Genomic DNA, 18863 nt, shown 5'->3' with positions numbered 1-18863 from the left:
TCCGGGCGGTGCGATCATGCTGACGAGCGGTGCAGGACGCAGCTATGAATTTCCCGTAGGCGGGGATGGGGGAGATCCCTACGCCTATCCGGTCAAGCCTTGGGGCGACAATCCGGTCAGCGCGAATTTGCGCTATGCGCTGGCGGCACTGCGGCGTAATTTCTGGTTGGCCATTGCTATTGTTGGTGCTGCGCTCGCCCTCGCTGTGATCGCGACCATGCTCGACGCGCCGCGTTACTCTGCAGCAACGAGCGTCCAGATCAACGACCAGGGCGACGAGGTCCTGGGTGAAGAACTGGATGGCCAGAGGGTCGATTCCTCCAGCTGGGACATCGACCGTTTTCTCAATACGCAGCTCGATATCCTACGCAGCCGCGCATTGGCTGTCCGCGTAGCCAATGCGAACGATCTCTATGATGATCCACGTTTTTTTGCTGCGATGGAGATGACCTCGCCCGAAGCCGATCTCGCGCCGCAGCGGCGGCGTGAGCTGGTTATCTCGCTGCTACGCGCAAACCTCTCAATCGATCTGCCGCGCTCGACCCGCATTGCGCGGGTGCAATTCTCGAGCGGTGACCCCGAGATATCGGCGCGGATCGTCAACAGCTTTGCCGACGAATTTATACAGGCCAACCTACAACGCCGTTTCGAAAGCTCGGCCTATGCACGCAAGTTCGTCGAGGAACAGCTCGAGGAAGCGCGCAGCCAGCTCGAGGAAACCGAGCGTGACCTCAACGACTATGCGCGCAGCGCCGGTCTGATCCGTACCCGCGACGCCTTCACCGTTGATGCGAGCCGTCCGGTCGCCGGAAGCGTCACCGCTTCCAGCCTGCTGCAGCTGAATGAGGCGGCCAACATGGCCCGGGCCGATCGCATCGCGGCGCAAACGCGCTGGAGAGCGGAATCGGCAATCCCCCTGCTGTCGTCCCGCACCGTGCTCGCCAACCCGACGGTGCAGGAGCTGATGACGCGCAAGGCTCGTGCTCAGGCAGAGCTGGATGCGGCTCGCGAGCGCTACCTGCCCGATCATCCCGCGGTGACAAATCTCGCCAATGACCTCGCTGCAATCGATAGCCAGTTGACGGCAACGGCCAGCCAGGTGCGCAATTCGGTGCGGGCGGAGTACCAGGCCGCGCAGGCCGCTGAAGTAGCGCTGCAGCAGCAGGTCGATCGCTTGCAGGGTGCAACCTTGCGCGAGCAGGACCGGGCGGTGCGCTACAATACCCTGGCGCGCGAGGCGGATACGGCACGCTCGATCTATGACGGGCTACTGCAGCGGTATCGCGAATTGAATGCTTCGGCGGGAATTGCCGCCAGCAATATCGCGATTATCGACCGGGCGGATCCCCCCTTGGTGCCGTCGTCGCCCAGCTTGCCGCGCAATTTGGCACTGGGTCTTTTGGCGGGGTTGGCGGCTGCGGTTGCAGCGGTCTACCTGCGTGACCGGCTCGATGATGCGATCCATGTCCCTGAAGACATTGAGGAAAAGCTCGGTCTGGCATTACTTGGCGTCGTGCCGGAGGCCGAGGACGAACCCTTTGTGGATATGGCCAACCCCAAGTCGCCGGTCGCAGAAGCCTACAACTCGCTGCGCGGTTCGCTGCTCTATTCGACGCGGCATGGCTTGCCCAAAGTGCTGGCTGTCACCAGCGCGCAGGCGGGTGAGGGCAAGACGACCTCAAGCCATGCGATCGCCAGCGGTTTCGGCCGCATGGGGATGAAGGCGCTGCTGATCGATGCCGACCTGCGTCGCCCGGCTGCCCATATCGCAACGGGCCTTGCCAATAAACGTGGCCTGACGGACTTACTGACATCTGACGATCCGCTGGCCAGCGCTGTACAGCGAAACGAGACGGGCGCATTCGATCTGCTGCCATCTGGGCCACCGCCGCCAAGCCCGTCCGAGCTGATCACTTCGCCGCGAATGGCGCAGCTGCTCGAGGAGGCGTCGGGTCACTACGACATCGTCGTGCTTGACAGCCCGCCGGTGCTGGGACTGGCCGATGCGCCGATGCTGGCAGCGCTCGCCGACGGAACAATGTTTGTAGTCGAGGCGGAGCGCGGGAGGAGCGGGCAGCTGCGCGCGGCATTGAGACGCTTGCGGTCCGTCGGGCCCGTCCTGATCGGCGCTGTGCTGGTCAAATTCGATCCAGAAAAGGGCGGCAATCGTTACTCTTCCTATTACGGCTACGAATATTATCGCTACGCCAAAGATGAAGAGGGCGTGCCGGCGTGAGCTCGCCGCGAACCGTCACTTTCGGTTCGGTGATCTTCGTGTCCCTTCTCGCGGTCTATGCATTTCTCGCGCTGGGTAGCGGGATGGACCGCCTCTCGGCGCAGGATCCCTCACGCGCCAGCCTTGTTCCTGAGATCCTGAGCGCCCAGGCGGCGCAGGCTGAGGCGGCTCTTGCACTTGCGCAATCGGACTATCGCGGTGCGGAGAGCCATGCCATTCGCGCTTTGCAAGCCTCACCGCGAGAACCGCGCGTGCTTGGCTTGCTGGCGAGCGCGCAATTGCTGAGAGGCGATACTTGGGCGGCGCATCGCGGTTTTTCTGTGGCGCGCAGTGGTGGATGGCGGGATCCGGTGACGCAATCTTATTGGGCAAACGATCAGCTATCCCGGGGAAAGCCACAGGAGGCCATTCGCCATCTGGAAGCGCTGCTTCGCGCCCAACCTTATCTGGCAGCTGGCGAGCAATTGCTGCTGGCAATCGCGCAGGATCAAAGCGCACGAACAGCGCTGCTTGAGCGGCTGAAAACGCATGAACCCTTGGCGACAGCGGTATTCGCCGTCGAGGGAACAGACTTGAGCAGCGCCGTGGCACTACGCGGCGAATTGCTGCTCGATCCGCAAATGGAAACGCAACCCTATGGTTGCGCAATTGCCGGAAGTGTCATTGAGGGGCTCGCCGAGCGGCAAATGTCCGACCGTGCCGACGCTGTGGCCGCGCAGCACTGTCCGATCTAGGATCGCAGCGTCCTTTCCTTCACCGCTACCGCCGGATTGCCGCGATAGATCGTCATCGGCTCGGCATCCTCGAACAGCGCTCCGCGCGCGGCCAGGACCGATCCTTCACCCATGGTTACGCCGGGACCGACGAAAGCCTCGGCTGCCACCCAGCAGGCTTCGCGGATCACGATCGGGCGGACGAGGAGCTTGAAATCCGGATCGCTCGCATCGTGCGTACTGGCGCAGATATGCGCGCGTTGGCTGATCACGGTGCGCGGACCGATGGTGATCGTGCCCTGGTTGTAGAGCTCGACGCCGCGGCCCACGATGGCTTCGTCACCCATCGCGAGATGCCGGGGAAGCCAGACTCTGACATCGCCATAAATCCGTGCGCGCTTGCCGATCTTGGCGCCGAACGCGCGCAAGATGAGGTTGCGCCAGGCGAAAAGAGGTGGCGGTGTCCAGCGAGCGAGCAGCAGCCAGCTGATTTGCCACAGCACTCGCTCAAGCTTGTTAGCTAGGCCAAATGCGGCACCATCGCCCATTGGACGGAAATCGCTCCATTCAGCCATCAGGTGTTTCCTGCATCACCTTCGCGTATAGCTTGCCCCAATGTCTGGCGATTGATTTTCGTGAGAACGGCCCCTGCGCGAGCATCCTAGCTACTCGGGACATTTCGTTCCACTCCCCTTCGCCCATGTTCAGTGCTTCTACCAACGCATCGGCTATACTTCGTGCGTCGGTTTGGCACAGGATAGCCGCTCCTGCGGCGTAGCCTTCCGGCAGGTTGCAAAACTCCGTCTGGATAGTGGGCAGACCTTTTTCCCACGCTTCCAGCAAGACCATCGGTAGTCCTTCGCTATGCGAACCCAGCACAAGGAAGCGCGCATTTTCAAGGACATAGGATTTCTGTGCTCCATAGACCGCGCCCAAGAATTCAATGGATCGGTCACTTTCGCCAACGGCTTGCCGAATAGATTCCGCGATCGCTTCATCGCCCCAGCCGGCTATACGGAGCCGTGAGTATCTGGGAAGGTCAGGGCGCGCTGCGTTCCATGCTTCGATCAATGCAGCGATATTCTTCTTTTCATGCAATCGCCCGAGATAGAGGATGATTGGTGAAGGAAGTTCAGATTGGCGAGGCTCTGCAATCGCCACGGGATTGCGAATGACCCGCACTTGCGCGCGGGACACCCAGCGCAGGATATCCTTCGCCTCGTCTTTGGTGAGAGCGTGCAGAACCGCGGCGGAGCGCAAGTTCCCTCGCTCGACCATCCACCAGAAGGGTATCTTCTTCAGCCTACCGCGCCCGGTGATCCACGGGTCGAGCATGCCGTGCGGCGAGACAATCGTGCGCCCCGGATGCCGCTTCGACCAGCGCAAGGCAGTAAGCGAGGAACCCTGCCAGATGCCATGCAAATGCAGGCAATCGAGTTGCGCGTCTTCCATCGCGGCGAGCAGGCCGGGTGCATAGGCAAGGGGCTTAGGGCCTAGCGATTCAGCATAGTGCACCTTTGCCGGAGCAAGCCGCCGACTGTCTTCTTCTGAAAATTCGTCGCGCGCGGCAAATACGAACGCTTCACCGCCCAAGCTGTGGATCAGCTTGACCTGCCCGACAATCGCTTCGAACACCCCGCCATTCTTGCGCGAGGCCCATCCAGCGAGGAGTCCGATACGCTTGCCGGAAAGGGGCTTGTCCGCGCTCAGGCCTGGACGACCTTCTGCTCGATCGCGCCGAATATCGAGTGATTGTCCTTGTCGCGCATTTCCACCCGCACGGTATCGCCGGGAACCATGAAGCGCGTCTTGGCCTCGCCGTCATAGATCGTCTCGATCATGCGGATTTCGGCGATGCAGCTATAGCCGCGCCCGCCTTCGGATACCGGCTTGCCCGGACCGCCATCCTCGCCCTTGTTGGAGATCGTGCCCGATCCGATGATGCTGCCTGCACCAACCGAGCGCGTCTTGGCGACATGCGCCACGAGATCAGCCAAGTCGAACGTCGCGTCCTCGCCCACTTCGGCGCGACCGAACGGCTCGCCATTGTAATCAACCATCAGCGGCAGGTGGATAAGGTTGTCTTTCCACGCATCGCCCAACTCGTCCGGTGTGACCGCGACGGGAGAGAATGCACTGGCGGGCTTGGACTGGAAGAAACCGAACCCTTTGGCGAGCTCTCCCGGGATCAGGCCGCGCAGGCTGACGTCATTGACCAGCATCAGCAGCTTGATCGCGCCCGCAGCCTCTTCCTTCGAAGCGCCCATCGGCAGGTCGCCCGTAATGCAGGCGACTTCGCCTTCCATGTCGCAGCCCCACGCGGTGTCACCCAGCGGGATATCTTCGCGCGGAGCAAGGAAGCCGTCGCTGCCACCCTGGTACATCAGCGGATCGTGATAGAAGCTTTCGGGAACCTCGGCATCGCGTGCCTTTCGCACCAGCTCGACGTGGTTGATATAGGCTGAGCCGTCAGCCCATTGATAGGCGCGAGGGAGGGGCGAGAGCGCTTCGCTTTCATGGAATCGTTCGCAGGGCACAGCCTGGTGTTCGACATCGGTTGCCAGTAATTCGAGCCTGGGAGCGATAGTGTCCCAATCATCGAGTGCGGCCTGCAGCGTCGGCGCGATATTGTCCGCCGCGCAGCAGCGCGTGAGGTCCTCCGAGACGACTACCAGCTTCCCGTCGCGGGTTCCGTTGTCGAGCGTTGCGAGCTTCATAAGGTCTTCTCTCCTTCGGGAGTGTCCGGCTGGTTATCCGGGTGTGCCTTTTGGAAGGCGGGCAGCGCAAGGCAGGCTGCTTCGATCCGTTCGATATGCGGACTGGCCGAGAAATCATACTTGAAACGCCGCGCATTATAGACTTGCGGCAGCAGCACGACCTCGAAAAGGCCGGGTGTATCGAGCAGGAAATCGCCCGCACCCAACTGTGCAAGGCGCGTTTCGAGCGGCTCCAACGTCTTGGCCAGCCAGTGGCGATACCAGATGTCGATTTCGTCCTGCGAGTGGCCAAGCGGGTCCTTGAGATATTTCAGTACCGGCAGGTTGAGCGGCGCATGGAGTTCGGTGGCGATGGCATAGGCGAGCTCGCGGACCGTATAGCGCTGCTCGATATCCTGCGGCAGCAGCGGGTTGTCGGGATACGCCTCGTCAAGCCATTCGAGGATCGCCATTGACTGCGCGCGATCACCGCCTTCGGTTTCCAGCATCGGCACGCCAGCAAAGGGGTTGCGACTGGTGAAAGCTGCATCGCGCTGCTCGGCCTTCAGCAGGTTCACCGGCTCGATCTCGTATTCTAGCCCCTTGAGATTGAGCGCAATGCGCAGTCGATAGCTGGTCGAACTGCGGAAGTAGGCGTGGAGGCGCATCAAAACGCCGGGATGCCCGTAATCGCCCGGCCGAGGATCAACGCGTGCACGTCATGCGTGCCTTCGTAGGTGTTGACCGTTTCGAGGTTCACCATGTGGCGGATCACCTGATATTCCTCGCTGATGCCATTGCCGCCATGCATGTCGCGGGCGTGGCGCGCGATTTCGAGTGCCTTGCCGACATTGTTGCGCTTGACGATCGAGATCATCTCGGGCGCGAACTGGCCCTCATCCATCAGCCGACCCACGCGCAGCGAGCTTTGCAGCCCCATGCCGATATCGGTCATCATATTGGCGAGCTTGAGCTGGTAGATCTGCTTGCTGGCCAATGGCACGCCAAATTGCTGGCGATCGAGGCCATATTGCCGCGCGGCGTGGAAGCAGAATTCGGCTGCGCCCATAGCGCCCCAGCTGATGCCGTAGCGCGCGCGGTTGAGGCATCCGAACGGCCCCTTGAGGCCCTGGACTTCGGGCAGCAGCGCGTCTGCGCCCAGCTTGACCTCATCCATCATGATCATACCGGTGGTGCTGGCGCGCAGCGAGATCTTGCCTTCGATCTTGGGCGCGGAAAGGCCTTCCATCCCTTTCTCAAGCACGAAGCCGCGGATCGCGCCGCCATGCGCTTCGCTCTTGGCCCACACGACGAAGACATCGGCGAAGGGGGCGTTGGAAATCCAGGTCTTGGAACCGGAAATGACGTATCCGTCGCCGTCCTGCTTGGCATATGTCTTCATCCCGCCGGGATCGGAGCCTGCGTCGGGCTCGGTCAGGCCGAAACAGCCGATCAGCTCGCCCGAAGCGAGGCCGGGTAGGTACTTCTGGCGTTGATCCTCAGAACCGTAGGCGTGGATCGGATACATCACGAGGCTGGACTGGACCGAGGCCATCGAGCGATATCCGCTGTCGACCCGCTCGATCTCGCGCGCGATCAACCCGTAAGCGACATAGCCCGCGCCCGCGCCGCCATATTCGACCGGGATCGTCGCGCCCAGCAGGCCCGCCTTGCCCATCAGCGGGAACAGTTCAGGCGCGTCTTTCTCGTTTGCAAAAGCCTCGATCACGCGCGGCTGCAATTCGTCTTGCGCGAAGCCATGCGCCGCGTCGCGCACCATGCGTTCCTCGTCGGTCAGCTGGTCTTCAAGATTGAAGGGGTCTTCCCAACTAAACGGAGCCATCCCGGCCATGTGGTTTCCTTTGAAATCAGTTTGTGCGCCTTTTGCAGAGGACATCCGCAGGGGCAAGTTTCCTCTACCCTAGAACGGGCTAATCGGAGCGGAAAGGGGCAAATTCGGCCGGATCGCAGTCGCCGGTCACCCAATGTCCGCCGCTGGTCAGCCAAGCGTGGAGGCGCGGGCCCTGCGTATCCGCTCTGAGCGCCCCGATCGAGAGGTTACTTTCGATGCCGCGGCGGGCAAGCATCCAGCGCGCGGCAAGCGCTTGCGGCAGGCAGATAAAGTCGAGCGGGGCATTGCGCATGGCCCTGACAATCGCTCGGCGCACGATTCGGCATTTGCCCTCGCATATGGCGTCGGGATCAGGAGTGACCGGCACAATCGCGCCGAACTGCGCGCGCCAGTACTTGAGCGGTAACAAAGTGACGAGCACGCGTGCGACCAGCAGCAACAATGCTGCCTCGAAAGCCGCAATCTTTTCTTCCCGGTCGAGCTCCTGGAAGGTCCGGAATTTTCCCATGGCCAGAGCGCTGCCTATTGCGGCCTGTTGGCTACGAGGTCGTCGACTACCGAGGGATCGGCGAGCGTGGATGTGTCGCCGAGGTTCGACGTATCGTTTTCAGCGATCTTCCTGAGGATGCGCCGCATGATTTTGCCCGAGCGAGTCTTTGGCAGGCCGGGCGCGAACTGCAGGACATCAGGCGTCGCGATTGGGCCGATTTCCTTGCGTACCCACTGCACCAGCTCCTTGCGCAGTTCTTCGGTGTCCTCGGTCCCGACATTGGTGGTGACATAGGCGTAAATGCCTTGTCCCTTGACCTCATGCGGCATGCCGACGACTGCGGCCTCGGCGACGAGCGGATGCTCGACCAGCGCGCTTTCGACTTCGGCAGTGCCCATACGGTGGCCGGAGACGTTGATCACATCGTCGATGCGGCCCGTAATCCAGTAATATCCATCCTCGTCGCGGCGGCAGCCGTCGCCGGTGAAGTAGTAGCCGGGATACTGGCTGAAGTACGTTTCGAAGAATCGCTCGTGATCGCCGTAGACGGTGCGCATCTGGCCGGGCCAGCTATCGGTGATGACCAGCGCGCCTTGCGCCGCCCCTTCGAGCACCTTGCCGGTTTCCGCGTCGAGCAGCTCGGGCTTCACGCCGAACATCGGCTTCGAAGCGCTGCCGGGCTTGAGATCAATCGCGCCGGGCATGGGTGTGATCATCGCCGCGCCGGTTTCGGTCTGCCACCAGGTGTCGACGATCGGGCAGCGCCGTTCGCCCACCACGCGGTGATACCAATCCCACGCTTCAGGATTGATTGGTTCGCCCACTGAACCGAGCAGCTTGAGCGAGGCGCGGCTGGTGCGCGATACGTATTCATCGCCCTGCGCCATCAACGCCCGCAATGCCGTCGGTGCGGCGTAGAAAATCTCGACCTGATGCTTGTCGATTATGTCCCAGAAGCGCGAGTGATCGGGGAAGTTGGGCACACCTTCGAACATCACTTGCGTCGCGCCGTTGATAAGCGGGCCATAGGCGACATAGCTGTGCCCGGTGACCCAGCCGACATCCGCCGCGCACCAGTAGATCGGCATCGAGCCATCTTCATTGGGCTGGTAGTCGAACACATATTGATGCGTCATCGATGTCCACACGGCATATCCGCCGGTGGTATGGAGGACTCCCTTGGGCTTACCGGTCGAGCCGGAAGTGTAGAGGATGAACAGCGGATCTTCCGCATTCATCGGCTCGGGCGGGCAATCGGTTGAAGCAGCGGCCATGGCATCGGCCCAGCTCATATCGCGGCCCTCGGCCACCGGCACGTCCGCGCCGGTATGCGCGAGAACAATCACGCGATCGACCGAGACTTTTTCCAGCGCTGCATCAACGTTCGCCTTAAGCGGCACTTTCTTGCCGCCGCGCAATCCTTCGTCGGCGGTAATGACGATCTTAGAGCCGCAATCCTCGATCCGGCCTGCCAGCGCGTCGGGGCTGAATCCCGCGAAGACTACCGAGTGAATTGCGCCAATTCTTGCGCAGGCGAGCATGGCAATCACAGCTTCGGGCACCATCGGCAGGTAGATCGTGACCCGGTCGCCCGTGTTCACGCCATTGGCCTTGAGTGCGTTGGCAAAGCGGCAAACCTCGCCGTGGAGCTCGCGGTAGGTCAAGCGGCGAACGTCATTGGCGGGATCGTCCGGCTCCCAGATGATCGCCAGCTGGTCGCCCCGCTCATCAAGGTGCCGGTCAAGTGCATTGGCGCAGATATTGAGCGAGCCTTCCGCAAACCAGCGGATGTGGAAGTCATCCTTTTGGTAGCTGGTATCCTTGACTGTTTGGAAGGACTCAATCCAGTCGATCCGTTGCGCTTCGCTGCGCCAGAACCCTTCGATATCCTCGACAGACTGGCGATACTTCTCGGCATAGGTATCGGCGTTGATCAGGGCCTTCTCCGACCACTCTTCCGGAATCGGAAAAACTGCGTCACTCATCGCTAACTCCCGCTCAGCTATTGCCGAATTTGGCGTCGAATGCTGTCTTGTCGCCTTCGGCTAGCAGCTTTGCCTGCTCGACCCAATTGTCGCGCCTGATACGTCCCTGGAACCTGCCCAATTGCGCGTCGATCCGGTCGATATCGGCATCGTCCCACGCCGCGATCTGTTCGAAGCGGTTCACGCCTTGTCCCGCCAACATCTCCACGATCTTCGGTCCAACCCCCTTGATCCGCGTCAGGTCGTCGCCGCCTGCAGGGGCTGCCGGACGGCTAGGCGTGATCGCTGGCCCGGCCTCGGCATCGGTTTGCGCATTGGCATGGGCGACTTTCTGGCTGTTGGCCGCATCAGTCAGCGTGTTCGCTTCGCGGTTGGAATCGATCAGCGCCTGGTTGCGCGCCGCGGGGACGGCCCCTTCGTCCAACACGTCGCGCGTGTCCGAGGTGACTCGGGTCTTGCGGCTGGCGGCAAAGAGAAACCATGCCAGCGCCAGTCCGATCGCGAACGCGACAAGCAGGTAGGGCCAGTAAATTTCCAATAGCGGCATCATTGCAGTTCAGTCTCCAGATTCTGAGGGTCTGCGGGACCAGATAGCCCAGCCCAGCGAAAGGCCTACGAGATAGGCCAGAAGCATGAGCGCGATGACTTCGAAGACAATCGGCATTTTAGCGCGGCCCCGGCGTATCGATGGGTGTGGGAAGGAGCGGCTCGGTAGCGATCACCGAGAACTCGATCCGCCGGTTGGCGGGATCGGTGGGTTCAAGCCCTTCGACTGGCTCGCGCGAACCGACGCCGCGGGCACGCAGGCCGTCGGAGGGGATGCCACGGGCTATCAGCGCCTGTTCGACGGCATCTGCCCGTTCTTGCGACAAGGCAATGTTGCCCGGTTCAGGGCCCGAACTATCGGTATGACCGGTGACCGCGATGATGCTGCCCAAACACGGGCGCAGCGCGGCAGCGACTTCATCGAGCAGTTCGTTGCTCGCCATCTCGACCTTGCTGCTGCCCTCTTCGAAGCGAATAGTGCGGGCCCGGAGCAAGGCTTCGACATCTTTCTGGCAATGAAGCGGTGTGAGCTGCAGCCCTTCGCTTTCTGCCAGGATAGTTCCGTCGGACCATTGCACGCCGGCTACACCATCGACCGAATAGACAGCTCGAGCCACTTTGGCGCGTGCGCCTTCATCAAGGCCTTCACCTCCGCTGAGAAGTGGATGCCGTGTCGCCCAGCCTCCGGAAGTGCGGAATTTGGCAGTGACGCCGGAAACACCGCTGTCGGCAATAGCCTGCGCCGCCTTGCGGTCCAGCTCGTCTGCCAGCCGATCGTCGGCCGAACCCGCGCCAACGGCGCCCAGCGCAGCAATCAGGGTTGCACCCAGTGCAATGACGATAGCGGGGCGAGTGGTCATGCGCGGGCTTTAGCGGGGCATGTCCGCCGCGCAAAGGGGGAAGGAACGGCAAGCCTCAGTCTGACGGCGGGGGCTCTTATGCCCCGGCATCCTGCCCGCCGATATTCTTGCGGAATAGCATCCGGTCCTCAGGGCCAAAGCCCTTGTGCCAGATTACCCAGCAATAGGTCGCCAGGATTGCCGGTACGCCGAAAACAAGCTCCATCCATTCGGGCAATAGCGTGGCGAGATAGCCCACGATCACAGCCGGGCCCGTGGCCCAGACCAATGCCCAGCGCCAGTTATTCACCGGATGCTTGAGGATGCGCGAGAGGATGAATGCCTTGGTGAGCGATGCGCCGGCCAAAGCAAGCATGAGCGCCATGGCAGCGCCTGCTGCTTTGAAGGGCTCGGTGAAGCCGAAATGGTCGACAAGGCACATGATTCCGACCGTTAGCACCGCTTGCAGGGTGATAGTGCACAGCGAGACAACGAGGTTCCGCTTGCGCGCGACATAGACCAGCGCTGCTTCGGACACGACCGCGGTCGCGGCGGCAACTTCGGCAATCAGCAGGAAGGCGAGTGCGCCATTTCCGGCGACGTAGTTGGGGCCGCCAAGGCCCATGATGGCTTCGCCCGGTATGCCCAACGCAAGAGCAATCCCGGCCTGCGCAGCTATGATCCAGAAACCGACTTGCCGGACTTGCCGGGCAATCGCGCCGAAGTTCTTCTCCTTCAGATTGCGAGTAATGACCGGCCCAAGGATCGGCTCGAAACTGGTCTTGAGTTTTTGCGGCAAGCTCGCAACTTGCTGGGCGAAGTAGTAGATCCCGACAATCGCCGGCGCGGCAAAAAAGCCCAAAATGAAGATATCGAGACGGCGCGTGCCCCATTCGACCGCGTCCGCCAGTGCAAGCGGTGTCGCGCGTGCGCTCATTCGCGCCATCCTGATCGGGTGCGGGCGCCAACCGCTTGGCCAGCCGTAGGAGCGGAAGAAGGGCCAGGCGGCCGCAAGAAGTCCGGCAAAGATCGAGACGATATAGGCGAGGGCGAGGCCCGATTTCTCGAACCCGGTGTAGAAAAACAGGCCCGCCATGATAGAGATGGTCCACGGCTCGACAATCGCACGCGCGCGAACCGTGGTGGCGATGTCATAGCGATAGGCTTGCGCGGCGAGCAGGATTTCGGTCAGCGCGTAGCCGGGGATCGCGACGATCAACCAGATATCGAGCGGTCCGTTCATGCCGTTGGGGAACATCGGAGCCGGGAAGAACCACAACAAGGTGGCGGCAGCGCCCGAAAGGATCAGCGCCAGCAATAGTCCGTCGAACACCAGGCCGACATGCGCGTCATCTCCTTCAGTGAGGCGCTGGGCCAAGCCGCGTTTCTCACCCATCGAGCAGACCAGCGCGAGCAGCTCGATAACCACCAGCGCTGAGGCGAAGCGCCCCATGGCTTCGGCGCCATAGAGACGCGCGGCGATGAACAGGAACGGCAGGCGCGCGGCAAGACGCAGCAGGAAACCGAAGAAGTTGGTCCTGCCGCCCTTGGCAAGGGCTGCGATATCGCCGCTGGCGGCCTGTTCGCTCATTCGGTTGCGGGATTTTCGGCAGTCAGCGGCCGCGCAAGCAGCGCGCTGACAACGTCGGCCGTCGGATCGCCCTGCAGCAATCGTTCGACCGCGAATACGATCGGCATGGCAATATCGCGCTCGCGGGCGATCTCGGCCAGTACGGGTGCGGTATGCGCGCCTTCCGCCACGGTTCGCCGGTCGGTCATGAGCTCTTTGGGCGAGCGCCCTTCGCCCAGCGCCTTGCCGAGCGAGAAATTGCGGCTCGAGGTGGAATTGCACGTCAGCACCAGGTCACCGAGGCCGCAGAGGCCAGCCAGCGTATCGCGCTCGGCGCCGACAGCTTCGCCAAAGCGCTGCATTTCGGCATAGCCACGAGCGATCAGCGAGGCGCGGGCATTCTGGCCCAGATTCATGCCTTCCACCACGCCGCAAGCTATCGCGAGGACGTTCTTGACCGATCCGCCGACTTCGGCACCCGCCACATCGGCGGTATAGTAGGGGCGGAAGGTCTTGCGCGCGATTGCGGGGGCAAGGCGTTGCCATTGCGCTTCCTTGCCGCCGCATGCGAGGGTCACCGCAGTGGGCAGTCCGCCTGCAACTTCATGTGCGAATGTTGGCCCGGAGAGCACTGCGATGGCCGAATCGGGGGCAACTTCGCGTGCCACCTCGTTCATCAGACGGCCACTCCCCGCCTCGATCCCCTTGCTGCAAAGCACCAGGTCGAGAGGATGCGATGGCATTTCGCTCAGTACGCTCCCCAGATGCTGTGCCGGGGTGACGGCCAGCAGTATCGATAGATCGGCCATTTCGGATAGATCGCCGGTTGCGCGGATCTTCTCGGAGAGTGACGCGGATGGCAGGAACAGGCTGTTGGTATGGCTGTCGTTGATTTCCTCGACCAATTCGGGCTCACGCGCCCAGATGAGCACATCGCGCCCGTCCGAAGCGACCATCTGCGCCAGCGCGGTTCCCCAGGCTCCCGCGCCGAGAACTCCGATCCGTGATGTGCTCATTCTGTCCCCTCCATGGCGAATCGTCAGGCCTTGTATCCCGCACCGCGCGCAGGCTCCCCATCCGGATCGAGCGGCCAGCGCGGCCTTGCCACGAAATCGAGCGGATCGGATTGACCCAGCGCAAGACGTTCGACGCCTGCCCAGGCGATCATCGCGGCATTATCGGTACAGAGCGCCATTGGCGGGGCCGAGAAACGCATGCCGTGTTTTTCGGCCAATTGCTCCAGTGACGCGCGGATTTGCTGGTTCGCGGCGACGCCGCCAGCGACCACGAGCGTTTCGACCGGATCGGTTTTGTCGAGGGCTTGCTCAAGCCGGTCGACCACGCAATCCATGGCCGCCTGCTGGAAGCTCGCAGCGATATCGGCGTCCGCGTGCTCGCCGCTTTCATGCGCGCGCAGCACCGCGCTCTTGAGCCCGGCGAAGGAAAAATGCGGCTCCTTCGACCCGAAGAGAGGGCGGGGCAGGGGTACGGCCTGCGCTTCACCTTCGCGGGCCAGTTTTTCGACCGCAGGCCCTCCCGGATAGCCGAGCCCCAAAATCTTGGCGGTTTTGTCGAAAGCTTCGCCCAATGCATCGTCAATCGTGGTGGCAAGGCGGCGATATTGGCCCACGCCTTCCACCCGCAGGATCTGGCAATGCCCGCCGGAGACCAGCAATAGCAGGTACGGAAACTCGATTTCCGGATCAGCTAGCCGCGGCGAAAGTGCATGGCCTTCGAGGTGGTTGATCGCCATCAATGGCACATCGCTGGCCATGGCGAGCGCCTTGGCACTAACAAGCCCGACCATGACGCCGCCAATCAGACCAGGGCCAGCAGTTGCCGCAATTGCGTCGAATTCAGGTAATGCGATACCGCTATCCGCGATCACCTGCTCGATCATCGGCGCGAGCTTTTCAGCATGCGCGCGTGCGGCAATCTCGGGAACCACGCCTCCATAGGGCGCATGCGCTTCGTCCTGCGAGGCAATCCGCTGCGCGCGGATGCGTCGTTCGCTGTCTACCACAGCTACTGCGGTTTCGTCGCAGCTTGACTCTATGCCCAGGACGACACCCATGGCGCTTCCCCTGAACCAGAAGCGCCGCTAGGGCAAGCACGCCCGACTATGGATACGCCCAAACTCAGACTTGGTACGCGCAGTTCGCCTCTCGCCATGGTGCAGGCCGAGGAAGCGCGCGCGCGACTGTGCGCGGCGCACGGTTGGACGGAGAGCGAGATCGAGCTCGTTCCCGTTGTCGCCAGCGGTGACAAGGTTCAGGATCGTCCGCTGGCCGAGATCGGCGGAAAAGCGCTGTGGACCAAGGAGCTCGATATTTGGCTCCGCGAAGGCCGCATCGACGGCGCGGTACACTCCATGAAAGACGTCGAGACGATCCGCCCGGATGAGATCACGATAGGCGCTATCCTGCCGCGCGCAGATGTGGCTGACGTGCTGGTAGGGGCGGAATCCATCGAATCCATTCCGGAAGGCGCGCGCATCGGCACAAGTGCACCGCGCCGCGCTGCGCAGATGCTGCATCATCGCCCGGATTGCCGGATTGTGGGTATGCGCGGCAATGTCGCGACACGGCTCGGCAAGCTGGAAGCGGGCGAGGCCGATGTAACACTGCTCGCTGCGGCTGGCCTCAAGCGGCTGGGCCAGTCGGAGATAGGTGTGCGGCTCGACCCGGAGCAATGGCTTCCCGCTCCCGCGCAAGGCGCGATCGGGATCGAATGCCGTGCCGACGACAAAGAAACCCAAGAATTGCTGGCCGGAATCGATCACTTGCCAAGCCGACACGCTGTCATGGCCGAGCGCGCGCTGCTCGAAGGGCTTGGCGGCACCTGCCACAGCCCGATCGCAGTGCTTAGCGGCCTGGATGGAGACCGGCTTTCTCTCAAAGCGGCCTTGTTTAGCGCCGACGGTGCATCGCGGGTCGACGGCCAAGCAGATATGCCGCCGGACGATCCTGAAAAGGCTCGATCGCTTGCCAAGGAATTACTCGATGCTGCGGGAAAAGAGATCACCGGTCTCTTCGATACAATGTCATGACCACCAAGCTGATCATAGTCCGTCCTGAACCGGGCAATGCTGCTACTGTCGCAATGGCTACAGGCGAAGGCCTGCAAGCGATCGGCATGCCGCTGCAGAAAGTTGCACCTGTGGAATGGTCGCCGCCCGAAGGTGAGTTCGACGGCTTGCTCGTGGGCAGCGCGAATGTCTTCCGCCATGGCGGTCCTTGTCTCGCCCAGCTGCGCGAAATCCCCGTCTACGCCGTGGGTGAGAAAACAGCCGAAGCCGCGCGCGAGAACGGATTCACCGTTGCCGCCTCGGGAGCAGGCGGGCTGCAATCGGTCATTGACGGGATAATTCCAGCAAAGCCAATGAACCTGCTGCGCCTGGCCGGATTGAACCGCGTGCGTCTGCAGTTGCCCAAGAACATCTCAATGTCTGTGAAGACGGTTTACAAACTGGAAGACTGCGACATCGCTCAAGTCGAACTGGAACATTTCGCGAGATCTGTCTTCGTCATGCTCCACTCGGTGACCGCAGCCGAAAATTTCATTCGCAATTGCAACAGCTTGGATATCGATCGCAAGAACATTTCTCTTGCGGTAATTGGTCCCCGCGTCGCGCAAGAGGTCGGCGATGGCTGGGCCGAGGTTGCGATAGCCACAGCGCCGAACGATGCGGCCTTGCTGGAACTGGCAAAACAATTATGCAACAAACCCGGATGAGGGATCGCGGCGTGAGACTGCGGGAAAGCGGGTCATGGTAATGGCGGGAATGAAAGACTTCATAGCAGAGAAAGCTAAGGGTGGGCCGCCGCGCGCCACAATCGGTGTCGCAGTGGTGTCCTTTCTCGTCGGGGCTGCGGTTGTGGCCTATTTTGCCGAGCGGGACGGATTCTTCGGCCAGAAGGACGAAGATCCGGTCACACTCGCCGAGCCGGTTACAGAACCATCCGATCCTTCGCAAGAGGCTTCCCCCTCTCCCACGCCCAGCGCTACTTCCGAAGAGGTGGCAGAGGCCGCCGAAGCGGTCGAGCGTGTGGCCGAGCAACAGGGCGGGCTCGACCAGCGCATCGCCGCCGCCGAACAGCGCATTGCGCGGCTCGACCTCCAGGCGCAGTCCGCCGCGGGTAACGCGGCGCGCGCCGAAGGGCTGCTGATCGCTTTCGCCACTCGCAGGGCTCTCGAACGGGGTGCCGAACTGGGATTCCTGGCCGACCAGCTGCGGCTTCGTTTCGGGGACGGATTTCCCAATGCAGTTCGCACTATTATCGAATCCTCGCGTAGGCCGATCACCTTGGACCAACTGGTGGCGCGCCTAGAAGGCCTCGGTCCCCAACTCGCCGAAGCCGACGATGAGCCGTCATTTGGCAAGCTCTGGGAAGATCTAGGCAGTCTGTTCGTGATTCGACGCGAGGATACGCCGTCTCCCCAGCCTGAGAAGCGGCTCGAGCGGGCGCGGTTCTTTCTCGAGAGCGGCCGGATTACGGCTGCCATCTCCGAAGTGCAGAACCTGCCCGGGGCCGAAAAGGCGGACAGCTGGATTGCCGATGCGCAGCGCTATGCCAATGTGCAGGATGCGCTTGAGCGGATCGAGACCGCTGCGGTGCTGGAGCCAAGATCGCTACGCGATGGTGCCGGCAATCGGATCGAGCAGCCGAGCCCGGTCGTCGAAGCAGGGGCAAACTGAGAGCGGTCTAGCTCCTGAGAAGTTCGGGCAGCTCGCCCGAGACGCCGCGGGCTTCATCCATGAACCAGCGTTTGAGCAGCGGCATGCGCTCCACACCGCCCATGCCGAAGCGGCGGATGGCTGATGCCGCCTTGCCGGGAATACCGAACAGGCGCGTGAGGCTATCAGTGGCGAGCGCGACCGAGAATGCATCAAGCCCGCGCCAGCGCTCGTAACGCGCCAAGACCTGCGCATCGCCCGGCTCCAGACCCAGCCGCAGTCCGTCATCGAGCACCTGGACCAATGCGCCGACATCGCGCAGCCCAAGGTTCAGACCCTGACCTGCGATGGGATGGATTCCATGAGCAGCGTCGCCCACCAGTGCGAGTCGCTGGTCGGTAATCCGCGCAGTATGATGAAAACCCAGCGGGAAGGATGAGCGCGGACCGACGGATTCGATGGATCCGAACAGGTCGCCCATTCGCTTGTCGACTTCGGCGAGGAAAGCACGGTCGGAAAGCTTGAGGACGCCCGCTGCATCGTCTTCGCTGACAGTCCACACCAGTGCGCTGCGATGCTGGCCCTCGGCATTATCGAGCATCGGAAGGAGAGCAAACGGCCCCGCTGGATAGAAGATTTCCCACGCGACATTGTCGTGAGGGTTCTCGTGGACCAGCCCGGCAATAATGGCGCGGTGGCTGTAATCCCACTTTGCGACGGTGATCCCCGCCTCCTCGCGTGTCGGTGAACCGCGGCCTTCGGCCCCGATCAGCAGGCTGGCTCGCAGGACCTGCCCATCACCCAATGTGGCCGAAACCCCGAACTCGTCACGCTGGCGCGCGACGACGTCTGCCTTGGCGTGCCAGCTGATCAACGGCTCATCGCGCGCTGCTTCGAACAAGGCGAGGCGTAGTTCGCGATTGGCAAACATGCGTCCCAAGGACGGCTCATGCGCTTCGGGCTGGAAATCGATTTGTCCCGGCTTCATCTGGTCGGTTACCGCGATTGATGAAATGGCGCAGCCATGCGGTTCGAGCCGCTCGGCCAGCCCGATATTGCGAAACAAGCTCCAACTGGCGGTCGAAATGGCAGAAGCACGCCCGTCAAAGCCTTCTGCGGTGAGTGCGGCCGGGTCCGCGCGGTCGACGACATGGCTCGACAGGCCCTTGCGTGCAGCCGCAAGCGCGAGCGTCATTCCCACCAGGCCGCCGCCCAGGATCAGCAGGTCTTTCTTGTCGTCCATTGCGCGCCCTCCTAG

Annotated in this window: 18 protein-coding genes; 5 read left to right on the top strand and 13 right to left on the bottom strand. The window is 62.2% G+C overall.

From position 1 onward, the window contains the following. Window positions 1-16 precede the first annotated feature (16 nt). A complete protein-coding gene (locus tag ACEWMW_RS14410; RefSeq protein WP_409414648.1) occupies window positions 17-2236 on the top strand; it encodes a GumC family protein in 2220 nt (739 codons plus the stop codon). Continuing rightward, window positions 2233-2970, top strand: a complete 738-nt coding sequence (locus tag ACEWMW_RS14405) for a tetratricopeptide repeat protein (protein WP_409414647.1) — start codon at window positions 2233-2235, stop codon at window positions 2968-2970. Before ACEWMW_RS14410 ends, ACEWMW_RS14405 begins: the two co-directional genes overlap by 4 nt. On the opposite strand, the gene ACEWMW_RS14400 is transcribed toward ACEWMW_RS14405, so the two are convergent. The 12 genes from ACEWMW_RS14400 to tsaD form a co-directional block, all read right to left on the bottom strand. Further along, window positions 2967-3524, bottom strand: a complete 558-nt coding sequence (locus ACEWMW_RS14400) for an LbetaH domain-containing protein (protein ID WP_409414646.1) — start codon at window positions 3522-3524, stop codon at window positions 2967-2969. The two genes, ACEWMW_RS14405 and ACEWMW_RS14400, sit on opposite strands and share 4 nt — an antisense overlap. Then, on the bottom strand, window positions 3517-4584 hold the full coding sequence (locus ACEWMW_RS14395) for a glycosyltransferase (RefSeq protein ID WP_409414645.1): 1068 nt from the start codon (window positions 4582-4584) through the stop codon (window positions 3517-3519). Before ACEWMW_RS14395 ends, ACEWMW_RS14400 begins: the two co-directional genes overlap by 8 nt. Window positions 4585-4655: 71 nt before the next feature. Beyond that, window positions 4656-5666: a fumarylacetoacetate hydrolase family protein gene (locus tag ACEWMW_RS14390; protein ID WP_409414644.1), complete on the bottom strand. Its 1011-nt coding sequence runs from the start codon at window positions 5664-5666 to the stop codon at window positions 4656-4658. Continuing rightward, a complete protein-coding gene (maiA, locus tag ACEWMW_RS14385; protein ID WP_409414643.1) occupies window positions 5663-6313 on the bottom strand; it encodes a maleylacetoacetate isomerase in 651 nt (216 codons plus the stop codon). The genes ACEWMW_RS14390 and maiA overlap by 4 nt, the downstream gene beginning before the upstream one ends. Next, the gene (locus tag ACEWMW_RS14380) at window positions 6313-7488 is read right to left on the bottom strand and encodes an acyl-CoA dehydrogenase (protein ID WP_409414668.1); all 1176 of its coding nucleotides are present in this window, start codon (window positions 7486-7488) and stop codon (window positions 6313-6315) included. The genes maiA and ACEWMW_RS14380 overlap by 1 nt, the downstream gene beginning before the upstream one ends. An 88-nt stretch (window positions 7489-7576) precedes the next feature. Continuing rightward, complete coding sequence (locus ACEWMW_RS14375; RefSeq protein WP_409414642.1) at window positions 7577-8005, bottom strand: lasso peptide biosynthesis B2 protein; 429 nt, start codon at window positions 8003-8005, stop codon at window positions 7577-7579. 14 nt (window positions 8006-8019) lie between these two features. Next, the gene (gene acs / locus ACEWMW_RS14370) at window positions 8020-9972 is read right to left on the bottom strand and encodes an acetate--CoA ligase (RefSeq protein WP_409414641.1); all 1953 of its coding nucleotides are present in this window, start codon (window positions 9970-9972) and stop codon (window positions 8020-8022) included. A gap of 13 nt (window positions 9973-9985) precedes the next feature. Further along, window positions 9986-10522 carry a hypothetical protein gene (locus tag ACEWMW_RS14365; protein ID WP_409414640.1) on the bottom strand — a complete coding sequence of 179 codons (537 nt, stop codon included), beginning with the start codon at window positions 10520-10522 and terminating at the stop codon, window positions 9986-9988. Window positions 10523-10637: 115 nt separating this feature from the next. Further along, window positions 10638-11378 carry an OmpA family protein gene (locus tag ACEWMW_RS14360; RefSeq protein WP_409414639.1) on the bottom strand — a complete coding sequence of 247 codons (741 nt, stop codon included), beginning with the start codon at window positions 11376-11378 and terminating at the stop codon, window positions 10638-10640. A gap of 76 nt (window positions 11379-11454) precedes the next feature. Then, complete coding sequence (locus ACEWMW_RS14355) at window positions 11455-12948, bottom strand: lipopolysaccharide biosynthesis protein (protein ID WP_409414638.1); 1494 nt, start codon at window positions 12946-12948, stop codon at window positions 11455-11457. Then, the gene (locus tag ACEWMW_RS14350; RefSeq protein WP_409414637.1) at window positions 12945-13943 is read right to left on the bottom strand and encodes an NAD(P)H-dependent glycerol-3-phosphate dehydrogenase; all 999 of its coding nucleotides are present in this window, start codon (window positions 13941-13943) and stop codon (window positions 12945-12947) included. Before ACEWMW_RS14350 ends, ACEWMW_RS14355 begins: the two co-directional genes overlap by 4 nt. Window positions 13944-13966: 23 nt before the next feature. Further along, window positions 13967-15001: a tRNA (adenosine(37)-N6)-threonylcarbamoyltransferase complex transferase subunit TsaD gene (gene tsaD / locus ACEWMW_RS14345; RefSeq protein ID WP_409414636.1), complete on the bottom strand. Its 1035-nt coding sequence runs from the start codon at window positions 14999-15001 to the stop codon at window positions 13967-13969. A 48-nt stretch (window positions 15002-15049) separates the two neighbouring features. On the opposite strand from tsaD, the gene hemC reads away from it, so the two are divergent. Genes hemC through ACEWMW_RS14330 form a run of 3 tightly spaced genes read left to right on the top strand, consistent with a single transcriptional unit; the run spans window position 15050 to window position 17626 of the window. Next, complete coding sequence (gene hemC / locus ACEWMW_RS14340; protein WP_409414635.1) at window positions 15050-15976, top strand: hydroxymethylbilane synthase; 927 nt, start codon at window positions 15050-15052, stop codon at window positions 15974-15976. Next, a complete protein-coding gene (locus ACEWMW_RS14335; RefSeq protein ID WP_409414634.1) occupies window positions 15973-16662 on the top strand; it encodes a uroporphyrinogen-III synthase in 690 nt (229 codons plus the stop codon). The genes hemC and ACEWMW_RS14335 overlap by 4 nt, the downstream gene beginning before the upstream one ends. Window positions 16663-16711: 49 nt before the next feature. Then, window positions 16712-17626 (top strand): hypothetical protein, encoded by a 915-nt coding sequence (locus tag ACEWMW_RS14330; RefSeq protein ID WP_409414633.1) that lies wholly within the window; start codon window positions 16712-16714, stop codon window positions 17624-17626. A gap of 7 nt (window positions 17627-17633) precedes the next feature. On the opposite strand, the gene ACEWMW_RS14325 is transcribed toward ACEWMW_RS14330, so the two are convergent. After that, window positions 17634-18848, bottom strand: a complete 1215-nt coding sequence (locus ACEWMW_RS14325) for an FAD-dependent monooxygenase (RefSeq protein ID WP_409414632.1) — start codon at window positions 18846-18848, stop codon at window positions 17634-17636. Between the last annotated feature and the right edge of the window lie 15 nt (window positions 18849-18863).

The sequence above is a fragment of the Litorerythrobacter xanthomarinus genome (assembly GCF_046254955.1).
Lineage (GTDB): Bacteria > Pseudomonadota > Alphaproteobacteria > Sphingomonadales > Sphingomonadaceae > Qipengyuania_C.
Note: the sequence above shows the minus strand (reverse complement) of the source record. Positions and strands in the feature narration are given on the sequence as shown.